The organism is Corynebacterium sp. HMSC074E01 (assembly GCF_001808885.1).
Classification (GTDB): domain Bacteria; phylum Actinomycetota; class Actinomycetes; order Mycobacteriales; family Mycobacteriaceae; genus Corynebacterium.
This window is the reverse complement of sequence record NZ_KV794847.1, coordinates 255416-270891: the sequence shown is the minus strand read 5'-3', so window position 1 is coordinate 270891 and position 15476 is coordinate 255416. Positions and strand designations below refer to the sequence as shown.

Annotated in this window: 15 protein-coding genes; 4 read left to right on the top strand and 11 right to left on the bottom strand. The window is 60.6% G+C overall.

Going from position 1 to position 15476, the window contains the following annotated elements; all coding sequences use genetic code 11:
• The 3 genes from HMPREF2537_RS07280 to HMPREF2537_RS07270 form a co-directional block, all read left to right on the top strand.
• Nucleotides 1–1021: HNH endonuclease signature motif containing protein (locus tag HMPREF2537_RS07280; RefSeq protein ID WP_148138140.1), on the top strand; the 1021-nt coding region annotated here is incomplete at its 5' end.
• Nucleotides 1022–1132: 111 nt separating this feature from the next.
• Complete coding sequence (locus tag HMPREF2537_RS07275; protein WP_070527112.1) at nt 1133–1522, top strand: VOC family protein; 390 nt, start codon at nt 1133–1135, stop codon at nt 1520–1522.
• 10 nt (nt 1523–1532) lie between these two features.
• Complete coding sequence (locus HMPREF2537_RS07270; RefSeq protein WP_070527109.1) at nt 1533–2192, top strand: AMIN-like domain-containing (lipo)protein; 660 nt, start codon at nt 1533–1535, stop codon at nt 2190–2192.
• Between the two features lie 103 nt (nt 2193–2295).
• Here the strand turns inward: HMPREF2537_RS07270 and HMPREF2537_RS07265 are convergent, their stop codons facing one another.
• The 4 genes from HMPREF2537_RS07265 to HMPREF2537_RS07250 all read right to left on the bottom strand — a co-directional run bounded on the left by HMPREF2537_RS07265 (nt 2296) and on the right by HMPREF2537_RS07250 (nt 6955).
• Nucleotides 2296–4566, bottom strand: a complete 2271-nt coding sequence (locus tag HMPREF2537_RS07265; protein ID WP_070527106.1) for a polyribonucleotide nucleotidyltransferase — start codon at nt 4564–4566, stop codon at nt 2296–2298.
• A 140-nt stretch (nt 4567–4706) separates the two neighbouring features.
• Entirely contained in the window at nt 4707–4976 is a 270-nt protein-coding gene (rpsO, locus tag HMPREF2537_RS07260; RefSeq protein WP_010190317.1) for a 30S ribosomal protein S15, read from the bottom strand.
• 80 nt (nt 4977–5056) lie between these two features.
• Entirely contained in the window at nt 5057–5974 is a 918-nt protein-coding gene (locus HMPREF2537_RS07255; RefSeq protein WP_070527103.1) for a nucleoside hydrolase, read from the bottom strand.
• The gene (locus tag HMPREF2537_RS07250; RefSeq protein WP_070527100.1) at nt 5975–6955 is read right to left on the bottom strand and encodes a bifunctional riboflavin kinase/FAD synthetase; all 981 of its coding nucleotides are present in this window, start codon (nt 6953–6955) and stop codon (nt 5975–5977) included.
• A gap of 37 nt (nt 6956–6992) precedes the next feature.
• On the opposite strand from HMPREF2537_RS07250, the gene truB reads away from it, so the two are divergent.
• Nucleotides 6993–7886 carry a tRNA pseudouridine(55) synthase TruB gene (truB, locus tag HMPREF2537_RS07245; RefSeq protein WP_070527097.1) on the top strand — a complete coding sequence of 298 codons (894 nt, stop codon included), beginning with the start codon at nt 6993–6995 and terminating at the stop codon, nt 7884–7886.
• A 9-nt stretch (nt 7887–7895) separates the two neighbouring features.
• Here truB and HMPREF2537_RS07240 read toward each other — a convergent pair whose 3' ends face one another.
• The 7 genes from HMPREF2537_RS07240 to HMPREF2537_RS07210 form a co-directional block, all read right to left on the bottom strand.
• The gene (locus HMPREF2537_RS07240; RefSeq protein WP_070527094.1) at nt 7896–8570 is read right to left on the bottom strand and encodes a 4'-phosphopantetheinyl transferase family protein; all 675 of its coding nucleotides are present in this window, start codon (nt 8568–8570) and stop codon (nt 7896–7898) included.
• Entirely contained in the window at nt 8563–9384 is an 822-nt protein-coding gene (locus HMPREF2537_RS07235; protein WP_070527091.1) for a metallophosphoesterase family protein, read from the bottom strand. The genes HMPREF2537_RS07240 and HMPREF2537_RS07235 overlap by 8 nt, the downstream gene beginning before the upstream one ends.
• A gap of 44 nt (nt 9385–9428) precedes the next feature.
• Entirely contained in the window at nt 9429–10727 is a 1299-nt protein-coding gene (locus HMPREF2537_RS07230) for an MATE family efflux transporter (RefSeq protein ID WP_070527087.1), read from the bottom strand.
• Nucleotides 10728–11690, bottom strand: coding sequence for a DHH family phosphoesterase (locus HMPREF2537_RS07225; RefSeq protein WP_070527084.1), 963 nt, complete (start codon nt 11688–11690; stop codon nt 10728–10730).
• Nucleotides 11691–12134 carry a 30S ribosome-binding factor RbfA gene (gene rbfA / locus HMPREF2537_RS07220; RefSeq protein WP_070527081.1) on the bottom strand — a complete coding sequence of 148 codons (444 nt, stop codon included), beginning with the start codon at nt 12132–12134 and terminating at the stop codon, nt 11691–11693.
• A gap of 130 nt (nt 12135–12264) precedes the next feature.
• The gene (infB, locus tag HMPREF2537_RS07215) at nt 12265–14964 is read right to left on the bottom strand and encodes a translation initiation factor IF-2 (protein WP_070527078.1); all 2700 of its coding nucleotides are present in this window, start codon (nt 14962–14964) and stop codon (nt 12265–12267) included.
• 109 nt (nt 14965–15073) lie between these two features.
• Nucleotides 15074–15409 (bottom strand): YlxR family protein, encoded by a 336-nt coding sequence (locus tag HMPREF2537_RS07210; protein ID WP_070527075.1) that lies wholly within the window; start codon nt 15407–15409, stop codon nt 15074–15076.
• Nucleotides 15410–15476: the final 67 nt, after the last annotated feature.

The window sequence follows — 15476 nt, the reverse complement described above, 5'->3', positions numbered from 1 at the left end:
CATACAAGACACCCACTGCCTGCTCGACATTGAATCCTTGATTGCTATTGATCAGCCCATGTCAGCACTAACAGCCTTGACTAGTGAAACCCTAGACTTCATCGACACAATCCTGGCTGATTTCTTTACCCCTTCGAAGCCGAATCAGGCTTTTCCTACTCGCAGCCAAATCAGGCGCAAAGTCCGCGACATATGTAAAACCCTCGATGACTCCATCGCCTACCGGGATACCCGCCCTAAAGATACCTACCGGTTTTCTTCTAACGGCACCTCAGCCTGGCTGGAACTGCAAGTTGGGGAAGACACCGGCATTAAACTCGATGCCTTCATCCATAAAACCGCCGCCAAAGAAAACATCACTGTGCCTGAGGCAGTCATCAAACTGCTATCCGGTGAGATAAAGCCACCAGCCACCGTGGTGTTACACACCTACCAAGCCCGCGACATTGAGAATGCACCAACCTATATTGAAGGCTTCGGCTGGCGGGCTGAGCCCATGCCACATGACAAGACACGGGATTTAACCGGTGATATCGCTGAAGCTGACGGCTACCAGCCAGGCCTGATCATGCGCAAGATTGTCGAAGGACGCGACGGTATCTGCCGGGTTGGCGGATGTGAAGAGCCTGCTTATCTTAGCCAATTAGATCACCGGCATAACTGGGCTGAAGGCGGGCCAACCCACCCGAAGAACCTGGCGTGTTTATGCCAAGGGCATCACAACATGAAAACCGATGGCACCCTCAACTACCTGCTAGACCCCTACAGCGGGGATGCCATCTGGCTATTCGAAGACGGCACCTGGACTATCACCGAAGCTGACGGGCCACTAGCGCCAAAGCAGAAACGGTGGGCGCAAACAGTCGCCCAACACATCACCGCCACCCGGAAACGTGTACGCGAGGAAGCCCAACACCTCAAACAAGAACTCGACGACTACACACAACAACAAACCAAAGCCAAAGCCGAGAACAAAAGCAAGACCGACACAGATGCCGACACCGACGACATCCCCTTCTAAACACCGTCGTCGAACAAGACGACGACTGATCTGACGAGGCCCGGCCAGGCTCGCCCCAACTGCTGGCATTGGGACCGGTTGTTCTTAGTCATGCCGGTTAGGATGGAGTGAATGCAGATCTACATTGCTTCAGTACCCGTCGATGATGTTTCCCGTGCGCACGACTTTTATGTCGATACGCTCGGCTTTCGAGTCAAGGACGATGTAACCCACGGAGACTTTCGGTGGCTCACAGTCACCAATGCAGAAGACCAAGGGAATATAGAGCTCCTGCTCGAGCCCAAGGCCCACCCCGCGGCCAAGGACTACGCAGCTGCACTCAAGACTGACGGTATCCCTGTCACCCAGTTCCTATCCGCAGACGTGGAAAGGGAGTATAGCGAGCTCACTGAAAAGGGAGTGCATTTCACTATGGCGCCTACCGACGTCGGCCCCTCCATCATCGCCGTCTTCGATGACACCGTAGGAAACCTCATCCAACTGGTACAGCTCAAGAAATAGAGAACAAAGAATGACGCACTCATCTTCTTCCGTCGCCATCATCGCAGCCGTTAGCGCCGTATGCGTGATGCCGCTAACCGCATGCGCGGAGCGCGGAGCGGACACGACTCCGGCGCCGCAGCTCAGTGCAATTCCTTCTAGCTTTACCGCCACCGATGCGCCGGAGCCGCCGCCCAGTAAAACGCAAGCTGCTCCCTCACAGCAGGACGCCAATGTTGCTGCCTTTGCAGGGATGGGTATGCCGGCGCTCGAAGACCAACACCGCATGCCGGAGCGGTTGGGTGGCCTCACCCCGACGGGCGTGCGCGTAGGTGCTCACGACGGTTTCACGCGGGTGGTAGTTGACCTCGAAGGAGAAGGTGAGCCGGGGTGGTTCACGGCTTATACCGACGATCCGCGGCAACAGGCATCAGGCTACCCAGTTGAGGTAGAAGGAAACACATTTCTCAATCTGGGGATCGAAGGAACCCCGTGGCCCTCCACGCCCGAGCTCGAAGAAAGATATATGAAACCGGGAGTTACACCCGGTACTGGTGTGGTGAGCGAAGTCGTATACACGACCTCATTCGAGGCACAAACCCAATTAATCATTGGTCTACACAAGAAAACGCCGTACTCGGTGACTTTCCTGGAAGACCCTAAACGCCTCGTACTCGATTGCCAAGACTAACCCGGAGTGGAACGATAGGGACCCTGCCCCAAGCTATGTCTGCTGGGGGCAGGGCCCTCGATCTAATAGAGCTTCCTAGTAGAGCTCCTAGGCGGCTTGAGGATTAGTCCTCCTCAACCGGAACCAGGGAGATTTTGCCGCGATTATCAATGTCGGCAATTTCGACCTGAATCTTATCGCCAACGTTGACGACGTCCTCGACCTTCTCAATGCGCTCGTCGCCGCCCAGCTTCGAGATGTGTACAAGACCATCACGACCCGGGGTCAGGGAAACGAAGGCGCCGAAAGCCACGGTCTTCACCACGGTGCCGAGGAAGCGCTCGCCCACCTTCGGCAGCTGCGGGTTAGCAATGCTATTCACGCGGTCGATCGCAGCGTCGGCTGCTTCACCGGTAGCGGCAGAGATATACACAGTTCCGTCTTCTTCGATGGAGACATCGGCGCCGGTTTCCTCGGTGATGGCGTTGATGGTCTTGCCCTTCGGGCCAATGAGCTCACCAATTTTGTTCACCGGGATAGTCACCGAGGTAATGCGCGGTGCCAGGCCAGACATCTCGTCTGGGCCCTCGATGACCTCAGACATAGTGTCGAGGATGGCGGCACGGGCGTCGCGGGCTTGTTCGAGGGCGTCGGCAAGCACGTGCGAAGGAATGCCATCCAGCTTGGTGTCCAGCTGCAGGGCGGTGATGAACTCGGACGTACCGGCAACCTTGAAGTCCATATCGCCGAAGGCATCCTCAGCACCGAGAATATCCGTGAGTGCCACGAACTTTTCCTTGCCGTTAACTTCACCAGAAACCAAGCCCATGGCGATGCCTGCCACCGGAGCCTTCAGCGGAACGCCCGCGTTGTAGAGGGACAAGGTGGATGCGCAGACGGAGCCCATGGAGGTAGAACCATTCGAGCCGAGGGCCTCAGACACCTGGCGGATGGCGTACGGAAAGTCCTCACGGGAAGGGATCACCGGCAGCAGCGCGCGCTCAGCCAGCGCACCGTGACCAATCTCGCGGCGCTTCGGGGAGCCTACGCGACCGGTCTCGCCGGTAGAGTACGGCGGGAAGTTGTAGTGGTGCATGTAACGCTTGGACTCCACTGGGGTCAGGGAGTCGATCTGCTGCTCCATCTTCAGCATGTCCAAAGTGGTCACACCCAGGATCTGGGTCTCGCCACGTTCAAACAGGGAGGAACCGTGAGCACGCGGGATGAGGTCAACCTCCACGCCGAGGTCACGGATATCGGTCACACCACGGCCATCGATGCGAAAGCCCTCAGTGAGGATCTTGGTGCGCACGATGTCCTTCATCACGGCGTTGAAAGCGTTGCGGATCTGCTTGGATGCATCGGCCTCATCGAGGTCATCAAAGTCTTCGATGAGCTTAGCCTCGACCTGCTCCATGTACTCATTAGTGGCGTCGTCGCGGTCTTGCTTGCCCAGGATGGTAAGCAGCTTCTCCAGTTTCTTGGAGGCTGCCTTTTCGACGGCGGTGTAAACATCATCACCGTAAGGCGGGAAGAGCGGGAACTCCTGTGTCTCCTTGGCCGCACGCTCCGCCAGACCTGCCTGCGCTTCACACAGGGACTTGATGAAAGGCTTCGCAGCTTCCAAGCCCTCAGCCACGGTGGACTCCTGCGGAGCCGGTGCGCCTTCCTTGATGCGCTCGGCTACGTTCACACCAGCGCCGGCCTCGACCATCATGATGGCTACGTCGTCCTTGCGGCCCTTCTTCACGATGCGGCCGGCCACGACCATCTCGAAAAGAGCACGCTCGTGCTGCTCGTTGTTCGGGAAGGCCACCCACTGGCCCTTCGGGTGCTTATCATCAGCAATCAGTGCCATGCGCACGCCGCCCACCGGGCCGGATACCGGCAGGCCGGAAAGCTGGGTGGAGGCGGAAGCGCCGTTGATGGCAACGACGTCGTAGTACTCCTCCGGGTCCATGGAGAGGACCGTGACAACGACCTGAACCTCGTTGCGCAAGCCCTTCACGAAGGTCGGGCGCAGCGGGCGGTCGATGAGGCGGCAGGCCAAAATAGCCTCAGTAGAGGGACGGCCCTCGCGGCGGAAGAAAGAGCCCGGGATCTTACCCGCGGCGTACATGCGCTCCTCGACGTCCACGGTTAGCGGGAAGAAGTCGAAACCTTCGCGCGGCTGGTTAGAAGCGGTGGTCGTGGACAGCAGCATGGTGTCCTCGTCCAGATAAGTGGTCACGGAGCCACCGGCCTGGCGAGCCAGCTGGCCCGTCTCAAAACGGATGGTGCGAGTGCCGAAATCGCCGTTATCCAGGGTGGCGATGGCCTCGGTGATTCCGTAATCGTCGTCGATAAGAAACTCGACGGAATTGTTTGGTTGCTTCTTAGCGTTCTTAGCGCTCATGTATGAAACTCTCCTTGGAGCTGTCATGGCGATCTTCGGTGCCGCCTCTTCTTCGATGTTTTTGACAACGCCCAAGGATTTTAGCAGATGGGACAAGAAAACCCCCGCACACAAGGTGCGGGGGTTGAAAAGTTCAGCGCTTAGCGGCGCAGACCCAGGCGAGAAATCAGGTCGCGGTAACGGTCAACGTCGTTAGCAGCCAGGTACTTCAGCAGGCCACGACGGCGACCAACCATGAGCAGCAGACCACGACGGGAGTGGTGATCGTGCTTGTGGTCCTTGAGGTGCTCGGTCAGGTTGTTGATGCGGGAAGTCAGCAGCGCAACCTGTGCCTCCGGGGAACCAGTGTCGGTCTCGTGCAGGCCATACTCCTTGAGGATTTCAGCCTTCTTCTCGGTGCTCAAAGCCATGGAAAAATCTCCTATTGTATTTCAGTCCACATGAAATGTTGCGCCTTGGTGGCGCTGCCCGTGACTACTGTGGACCGCAGTCAGCAAGCCGAAGTAGAAGTATAGAGGCTGCCCAGCTTCGACATCAAATCATCGACGAAGCGCGCGTCATCGACAGCAACGGCCACGCGAGTGGTGGGGTCGTTAAGGCGTTCCGGGTCACCGATCGTGCGCCCGTTCTCCTCACACCGCAGATTCAGGTCGAGGCAGGTGACCAGCGAAGGATCGGCTGCCACTGCTACCGCTAAAGGGTCGTGGAGCCCGCAACCACCAAGGTGCGGAGACGTCGTTTTATAGGCGCGGATGTAGTAGTCCACGATGTCCGCGTAGATCCGGCCCGTCCGCGTGGCCCTCCACTGCTTCGTATGCTCCGTGGTGAGCAACGTGCGCAACGTGACATCGAGCCCCACCATCGTGAGGTTCTGTGCATGGCGAAAGACATAGTCCGTGGCTTGGGGATCTTGGAAGACGTTGGCCTCGGCATAAGGAGTGACGTTTCCGGGCACGGTTAGCGCGCCGCCCATCATGACGATGCGGGCGTTGCGGGCAAAGTCCGGGTCCTCGCGCATGGCGGCTGCAATGCTTGTCGACGGCCCCGTTGGCACAATAACCAGGTCCTCGCCATGCTCGCGGACCGAACGGATGAGGAAGCCGACCGCATCGTCGTAGGCTTTGCGCCGCGGCGGAGGCAGAAGTACTTCCCCAAGGCCGTTGCGGCCATGGATGAATGCTGAAATGGGAGCAACGCGAAAGCCCGGCCGCGTCGGGCCGGTGAAGACGGGGACCTCCTCGGCGTCGAGAAGCTCGAGCAACGCCAGCGAGTTGCGCACTCCCAAAGCCACCGGCACGTTGCCGTAGGTACCCGTTACCCCGATCAGCTCGAGGTCGGGGTGCGCCACGGCATAGGCGAGCGCTAGGGCATCGTCGATTCCGGTGTCGAGGTCGAGGATGATCTTCATTTAAGCCTCGCGGGCAAGAATCTCACGAACTCGGGCAACGTCACGCTCCATAGCTACCAGGAGTTCCTCCACGGAATTGAATTTCTCCATGTCGCGCACGTGGTCAACAAAGTGCACGGTGGCTTCGTGGCCGTAGAGATCAGCGTCGCGGTCCAGCACAAAGGACTCCACCGAACGCTCCTCGTCACCAAAGGTGGGGTTCGTGCCCACCGAGATAGCGGCTGGATAAGGAACGCCGGGCTCCATGTCACCTTCCAGAGGGGCGCCGGTGGGCTCGACTACGAACCAGCCCGCGTACACGCCATCGGCCGGGATGGCGACGGATTCCGGGAAATACTGGTTGGCGGTTGGGAAACCAAGCTCCTTTCCGCCGCGTCCTGCACCGCGCACAACGGGCCCAGTCACTGTGAAATGGCGCCCCAGCGCCCAATTCGCGCGTGCAATATCGCCCTTGGCAAGAGCGGCGCGGATGTTGGTGGAGCAGATGCGCTCGCCGCCGTCGTCAAGCAAGGGCACGATGTCAACGCCGAAACCGAACTCGGTTCCGAATTCCGCCAGCGCCTCCGCGGTGCCGGCCGCACCCGCGCCGAACGTGAAGTTCTCCCCCACCACGACGTGTTCTGCGTGCAAGCGCCCCACAAGGAGGTCTGCCACGTACTCGCGCGGCCCAACACCTCGTAGTTCTTCGGTGAAGTCGATGACGAGAACGGCCTCGATGCCCATCTCTTCCGCCAGCTGCATACGGCGCTCAAACGTAATCACGGAGAGAGGAGCACGCTCCGGCAAGAACACGGAGACTGGGTGCGGATCGAAGGTCACCATGACGGCGCGCTGGCCATTGCTTCGCGCGTGCTCGACGGCCTTCGTCACGAGCTGTTGGTGTCCGCGGTGCAGGCCGTCGAAGACGCCAATCGTCACCGAGGTCGAGCCAAGGTCAGCAGGGATGCTATCGATTCCGTACCAAATATCCACGGGCACCATGCTATCCCACTGCGGCCGGTGCCCTAGACTGCAGGGCATGACTGATCCGCTCGAACGTTCCGGCCTCGTGGTCGTCGATAAACCCGCCGGCATGACCTCGCACGACGTCGTGGGAAAACTCCGCCGCTTCTTCCACACCCGCAAGGTGGGGCACGCGGGCACGCTTGATCCGATGGCTACTGGAGTGCTCGTCGTAGGCATCGAGCGCGGCACCAAATTTCTTGCCCACATGGTGGCCTCCACCAAAGCTTATGACGCCACGATTCGCCTGGGCATGGCAACCCACACCGACGACGCGGAGGGGGAAACAACGTGGGGCAAACCGGCAACCGCTGTGGAAGACTCAGACATTGCGCACGAAATTGCTGCCTTGACCGGCGATATTATGCAGCGTCCGGCAGCGGTGTCCGCCATCAAGGTGGATGGCAAACGTGCCCACGAACGGGTGCGTGCGGGCGAAGAAATTGAGATTCCAGCTCGCCCGGTAACGGTCAGCCGCTTCGATATCCTCGATACGCGGCGCACCGGAGAGTTCATCGATCTGGACGTGTCGGTGGCCTGTTCTTCGGGCACCTACATCCGCTCGCTGGCTCGGGATTTGGGAGAAGCGCTCGGCGTCGGCGGGCATCTCACCGCGCTGCGCCGCACGGAGGTAGGGCCTTTTACGCTTAACGACGCCCTCCCCCTCTCTGCGCTCGAAGACTCCCCGCAGCTGTCCTTAAGCCTTGATGAGGCACTCGCCCGCAGCTATCCGGTCTTGGAGGTCACCGACGATGAGGCCCAGGCCTTGGCCATGGGCAAATGGTTGGAGCCGCGCGGGCTGAAAGGTACTTACGCGGCCGTAGATCCGCAGGGCCGTTCCATCGCTCTGATTAAGGAAAAGGGAAAGCGCCTGGCCACAGTTTTTGTTGCGCGCCCCTCGACGCTGTAGTTGCCTGCTTTAACGGTCAAAGTTAAGCGCGGGGACAGCGGTGGCAACGATGACATAGCCATCCCTGATTATCCAGTGCCCAGTAATGAAGGGCACCGGGGTCGGCCGCGCCAAAAGGTAGGAAACTAAAGTGCCGTCGAGGCGCAGATCGATCTCGGCCTGGTCAAAATCGAGCCAGCGGCGAGTCATGGGGAACCACGTCTTGTAGGTCGCTTCCTTCGCACAGAACAAGAGGCGGTCCGGGCAGGAAATTCCGGCTGCGTGCAACTGCGCCAACTGCGGCATCTCCCCTGGCCGCGCGATCATCGTCAACACGTGCTCCGGAAGAGGCTCCGCCGGCTCGGCGTCAAGCCCCATAGAGCGCACGTGCGTGGCGGGAGCTGCCACAGCTGCGCGCAGACCTTCGGTGTGCGTCATCGATCCGGTATAGCCCTCCGGCCACAATGGCATGCCCCGCTCACCGCGCAGAATAGGTTCATCACCTGTGTAGTTGAGTTCCTTCAAGGCCTGGTGAGCACACCAGCGGGCATCCCCAAACTCGGATTTGCGGACGTCCACGGCCTGGGAGACCACAGAACGTTCTTCCGGGGATAGGTGGTGGTAGTTGAGAAGGTTGGTCATCGACTCATCTGTACGCACATAACAAAAGCGCGCTGACTCGGGGAAGAGAGAAGGCTCAAGCATGCTCGGCCCTCCCCGTCTTCTCATCGATGGTAAGCACCGGGTACGGCCAGGACTGAAGACCGCCATGCGCCTGCCACTCACGCGGATAGCCCAGGGACACCTCAATGTGGTCTACCCCGTCAACGTTGGCGCGATTAGGCATGTGGAGGTGACCATAAATCACTGCCTTAGCGTTATAGCGCCGCGGCCAAGAACGCGTATGGCGGGTGCCGCACCACAAGGCCACTTCGGGCCAGCGCAAATAGAGCGTCGGCTCCTGCACCAGCGGCCAATGGTTAATGAGGACGGTTTCACCCTCGACGCGTGACAGCCGCTTGATCGAATAGGCCAGGCGGTCCCAGCACCACGCGCGCACATCGACGAAGGGGGCGATAGCAAATTCATCAGTCATGACGATCTGCTTCTCCTTCGCACTCGCCAGCGCCTGTTCCACCGTGGTGCCTGGTGGACGGAAGCTGTAATCGTAGAGCGTAAACAGCGGGACCACCGTGACCCCTCCAAATACCGGAAACGGATCCTCCGGGGTGATCACGCCAATTTCCCGGCAGCCTTCAACGAGGCGATCGTATTTCGAGCGCCCCTGGTAGGCGTCCTGGCCGCGGGAGAAGAGCTCGTGGTTGCCGGGCACCCAAATGACGGTGGCGTAGCGGTTCTTTAGCCGCGCCAAGGTGTTGATAACAAGGTCAATGCGCTCGGCCACGTCGCCGGCAACAATCAGCCAATCGTTGGGGTTCGGCGGGACAAGTTCATCGATACGTTCCCCGTTCACACGCACCGCCGCGTGGAGATCGGAGACGGCCCACAAAGTGGTCATAGCGCCTCCTTCATACGAACAGTCCCTCTACTTCTACCACAGGCTTAGACCCGCGCCCACCGCATGGAGTAGAAGCGCCAGACCACGCCCACCATGCGGATGAGGATGAACGCGGCAATACCGCCCCACACCCCGGTCAAGCCGGTGTCGAAAACAAAGGCCAACCAGACGCCGGGAAGGAAGCCTAGAAGCACCGAAGCGAGGGTGAGCGTGCGGAGGAAGGCCGCGTCCCCAGCCCCCAGGAGGACGCCGTCCAAGGCGAAGACGACGCCGCCAATAATGACGAGGAAGGTCATAACCCACCAGGGGCCGGAGATGACCTCTAGGACCTCCGGGCTCGTGGTAAAAATCCGTGGGATAAAAGCGGAGCCAAGGCCCAGTACCGCTGCCAGCGCGAGGGAGAAGGACGTCGAGTAGAGCGTTACCTTGGTTCCCACCGTGCGGGCATAGCGCGCTGATCCCGCTCCCAATGCCGCGCCGGTCAAGGCTTGGGCAGCGATCGCGAGGGAATCCAGAACGAGGGACAGGAAATTCCACATCTGCATCATGATTTGATGCGCGGCGAGCTGCGCCGTGCCGATACGCGAGGCCACGGCCGCCGCTGACAGAAACGCCACTTGGAAGCTCAGCGAACGCACAATGAGGTCACGTCCCAGCACTAGCTGCCGACGAACCACGCTCCACCGAATCTCCCACGAGCCGGTATGCTCGCGACGCAGCTCCGCTACAAAGAACGCCGCGATAATCCCCATCCCCAGCACCGTGGCCAGGGCGGAACCTGCAAGCCCCCACACATGCACGAAAATAGGCACCGCGATGGCGCCGGGAACCATACCTGCCAGGGTGAAGTAGAGGGGCTTGCGGGTGTTTTGAACACCTCGCATCCAGCCGTTGCCGGCCATGTTGATGAGGGTAAAAGGAATGGCGACGGCCGCAATCCGCAACCACTGTGCGGTCCCCCGCGCTGTATCCGGGTTACCCGTCAACCAGGTGGCAAAGACCCCGACGAAGAGCCACATAATGACGGCGAGCACCATCCCAACGCCCACGGCAACCCACGTTGCCTGCACCCCCTCGGCGACGGCCTCCTCGCGCTTCCCCGCGCCGAACAGCCGTGACGCACGCGCGGTCGTGCCATAAGACAGAAAGGTTAATTGGGTGGTAACCACCGAATGGAGCGTGGCCGCTGCGCCAAGCGAGGCCAAATCCTCCGCCCCCAAACGGCCGACGACCGCAGTATCCAGCAATAAATACAACGGCATGGCCGCCAGAACGCCCAGAGCAGGAAGGGCGAGGCGGAAGACCTCAGCGGCAGAAACCTTCACTGGTTGCTCCGAAACCATCTAGGACAACGCACCTACCAGCTGCGCGATAACCTCCTCGGGGTTTCCATGCGCGGTATAACCTGCAGCCGGAATATGCCCGCCGCCGCCAAAGGTGAGGGCCACTTCCGCACAGTTGACGGCGGAGGAACGCAGGGACACCGCCCACACATCAGGCGCTTGCTCCTTGAAGACCACGCCGATGTCAGTGCCCTTCAAGGCTCGGACATAATCGACGAAAGATTCAATCGCGGAATCGGCGTGGGAGCTGACCTCCTCATGCGGGACGAAGAGAACAGCGAGGCGGTGCTCCCCTGCTTCCTCAATCCTGAGGCCTGAGAGCACGCGTCCAATCATCTGCAGGTCATCGGCCGTGCTGGAATCCATGAGTTCCAACGCTATCTGCTTGGTATCGAGACCATAGAGCATCAGGCGCGCAGCGATATCATGCATCGCTGGGCGGCCCCACCGGAAGTTACCGGTATCGGTGACTAGGCCCGCGTACAGGCAGTGCGCGATGACGCGATCGATCTGGATGGACAGCCTATCCAGGATGTCCAGGAGCACCACCGTGGTGGACTCGCATACCGGATCCACGACATTGATGGCTCCGAAGCCATCGTTGGAGGCGTGGTGGTCGATGCACAGGACGCGGCCCACGGCGGCCATTTCTTCGATTTCCTGGGCCACCGAACCCGTCCTATCTATCGAGCCGCAGTCCACAGTGACATAGAGGTCATAACCTTGTGGAAGCTCATCCACCAACTCAATCTCATCCACCGTGGGGATGGAAAACAGGTTGGCTGAAATATCACGGCGTTGGCCAATCACGGTGCGGGTCTGCTTCCCGCGCTGGCGAAGTGCCAGGGTAAGGGCGGCTGCCGAGCCGACGGCGTCGGCGTCTGGGCGCAAATGCGTGATGATGCAAATGCTGCTGGCTTGCACCAGTGCATCCACTGCGGCTTCGTAGTTGGTTCGCGACACTTAGTCCTCTTCCTCGTCCGAGGTCTTGTACGGGTTCGCGTCGCCTGCGGGCTGTGCACCTTCCTTCAGCTTGGCTAGCTCCGCATCGCGGGCACGGGCGCGGGCGAGCAGCTCCTCCATGTGCGCGGAGGCCTCGGGGACAGTATCGAGCTCGAAGGACAGCGTCGGCGTAAAACGAACGGAGAGCTCATCACCCACAATCTTGCGCAATTGCCCCTTAGCCCTGGTGAGGGCTTCGGCTGCCTGGTCATAATCAGGCTCGGTCTCGATATCCGTACCACGCACTGTGTAGAACACGGTGGCGTCGTGGAGATCACCCGTGACCCGGGCATCCGTGATTGTCACCAGCTCAAGGCGGCGATCCTTAATTTGGCGCTCAATTGCACTGGCGACGATTGTCTGAATGCGCTTTGCCATGCGTGCGGCGCGGGCGTGATCAACCATGGTGAAGCTCCTTTACGTACGGTTACTGGCAACTAGTCTAGGATACCGATTCTGCACCTTTCGGCCGAAATGAGGAAAGCCCAGCCAGAATCTTTCCTGGCTGGGCTTCACTGCCTGAGGTTTCTTGCGCTTAGTCGCGCGGGACCTCGACCTCTTCGTAGGCCTGGATGATATCGCCTACCTGAATATCCGGATAGGACAGAACCATACCGCACTCGTAGCCGGCGTTGATCTCGTTTGCGTCATCCTTCTCGTGGCGCAGGGACTCGATCTTGGCATCGGAGGTAATGACGTTTCCGTCGCGGACCAGGCGCACCTTGCCATTGCGCTTGACCTTGCCCTCCGTGACCATACAACCGGCGATGGTGCCGACGGCGGAGGACTTGAACAGCGCGCGGATCTCTGCCGCACCGGTGTCGCGCTCCTCGTAGATAGGCTTGAGCATGCCCTTCAGCGCTGCCTCAACCTCTTCGATGGCGCGGTAAATCACCGTGTAGTAGCGGATATCGACGCCCTCAGCGTTGGCTTCCTCGGTGGCCTTGCCTTCAGCGCGAACGTTGAAGGCGATGATGATGGCGTCCGAAGCGGCAGCCAGGGAGACGTTGGTCTGCGTCACCGCGCCCACACCACGGTCGATGATGTTGAGCTGTACCTCGTCGTCGACCTCGATGTCCAACAGGGCATCTTCGAGCGCTTCCACGGAACCTGCGTTGTCGCCCTTGAGGATGAGGTTGAGCGTCGAGGTTTCCTTGAGCACTGCATCCAGATCCTCGAGGGAGACGCGCTTGCGAGCCTTTGCCTGCAGAGCAGAACGCTTGCGAGCATCGCGCTGTGCGGCAATCTGGCGTGCCACGCGGTCATCCTCAACAACCAGGAGGTTGTCGCCGGCGCCAGGAACACCATTAAGACCCTGCACCTGGACCGGGCGGGACGGGCCTGCCTCTTCCACGTCGTTGCCGAACTCATCGAGCATGCGGCGCACACGTCCGTGTGCGTCACCAACCACGATGGAATCACCAATACGCAGCGTACCGCGCTGGATGATGACCGTAGCCACCGGACCGCGGCCGCGGTCGAGGTGGGCCTCGATGGCAGAACCCTGCGCATCCATGTCCGGGTTAGCGGTGAGCTCCAAGGCAGCGTCCGCCGTCAGGATGACGGCTTCGAGCAGATCATCAATGTTGATGTTGTTCTTCGCGGAGATATCCACGAACATCGTGTCGCCACCGTACTCTTCCGGAACCAGTCCGTACTCAGTGAGCTGACCACGGATCTTGTCCGGGGAAGCCTCCGGCTTATCAATCTTGTTGACCGCGACAACCACAGGGATGTCTGCTGCCTTCGCGTGGTTGATTGCCTCGATGGTCTGCGGCATCACGCCGTCATCGGCGGCAACCACCAGGATGGCCAAGTCGGTGGACTTAGCACCGCGAGCACGCATGGCGGTGAAGGCCTCGTGACCCGGGGTATCCAGGAAGGTGATGGTGCGAGGACCATCCTCGAGGTCCACCGTGGTTTGGTAGGCGCCGATTCCCTGGGTAATGCCACCGGCCTCGCCGGCACCCTCGTTGGTCTTACGAATGGTGTCAAGAAGGCGAGTCTTACCGTGGTCAACGTGACCCATCACGGTCACAACTGGCGGGCGCTTCTCAAGTGCCTCTTCGCCACCCTCGTCCTCGCCGAACTGCAGGTCGAAGGACTCGAGCAGCTCGCGGTCCTCATCCTCAGGGGAGACGACCTGGACCTCGTAGTTAATCTCCGAACCCAGCAGCTGCAGGGTGTCTTCGGAGACAGAAGCCGTAGCAGTCACCATCTCACCGAGGTTGAACAGTGCCTGCACCAATGCTGCAGGATCTGCACCAATCTTCTCAGCGAAGTCAGCCAGGGAAGCACCGCGACGCAGGCGTACGACCTTACCGCCGCCGTCAGGCAGACGTACGCCGCCTACCTCATGCTTCTGCTGCTCTTCAAACTCATGGCGCTTCTGACGCTTCGACTTCTTTCCGCGACGCGGTGCGCCACCCGGACGGCCGAATGCACCGGCGGTGCCACCGCGACGACCGCCGCGTCCACGGAAACCACCGTGGCCAGGACCGCCGTGGCCGGGCCCGCCACCGCGGCCGCCGCGACCACGACCACCGCCGCCGCTACCAGCGGCCTTCGACGGCATGCTGGCCGGGTTCGGGTGCGAAGGCATCATTGCCGGCGAAGGACGACGTCCTCCGCTGCGGTTGCCATCGCCCTGCGGGCGTGCGCCGCCCTTGCCGCCACGGTTATCACCGGGCTTGCCAGCGGAGCGCTGTCCCTTGGTACCGCCTGGGCGAGGTCCGGGGCTCGGACGATCGCTGGAGCTACCCGTGGAGAACGGGTTGTTGGCCACGCGGCGGGTGCCGCCAGGCTTCGGCATGCTGCGCGGAGTGACAGCGCGCTCGCCGCCCTTCTCGTTGTTCTTGCGCTGTGCCCCAGGCTTCGGTGCGCCACTGGGCTTTGGCGTGGCGCCCGGCTTCGGGGCGCCACCCGGCTTCGGGGCAGCACCGGGCTTAGGGGCGGCGCTTGGCTTCGGGCCTGGCTTTGCTGCAGCGGCAGGCTTCTTCTCTGCCGGCTTCTTGGCAGCAGAAGCTGGGGTGGCTGCCGGCGCGTTCTTCTCCGCGGCCTTGTCCTCGCCACCCTTAGCTTCGTAGTGTGCGCGCATCTTCTTGATCACCGGGGGTTCGATGGTCGAGGATGCGGTCTTGACGAACTCGCCTTGTTCCTTCAGCGTGGCGAGTAGTTCCTTGCTGGTTACGCCGAGCTGCTTTGCCAACTCGTGTACACGTAGCTTTCCGGGCACTTGTCTCCTCTTTAATCTTTCTAGGAGCCAAGGCCGCGGAATACGGCCTGACCCCTAGTTAATGGCTATGGACTTTCATCGCTGATGCTGCTTCATGGTTGTGCGCTCATCAGTGTTCGGTCTTCCTTTTTAACTCTGGGTCGCACGGGCTGTTGCCCGCCGACTGCACCTGCTGCCTGGCAGCGAGGTACTCACGTACGTGACCTGTGTCCACGTCTGTGGACAATCGGAGCGCGCGCCTGAAGGCACGGGTTCGCTCCGCCAGCTCTACTGCTTCCAGATCAGGCCTTATCCACGCTCCCCTTCCAGGAAGGCGGCGGCCGGGATCCGGAACGACACGGCGCCCTGAGGGATCGCCCTTATCGGCGACAACCCTCAGCAGTTCCGTGTCGGGATGCTTTTGGCGCGTAGCGATACAGGTGCGGAGACGCTGTCCTTGAGACATCCAACTCCTTAGGTCATATCGCTACTGCTGCTACGCCACAGCATTCCTGCATGTGGGCCGTTGTCTA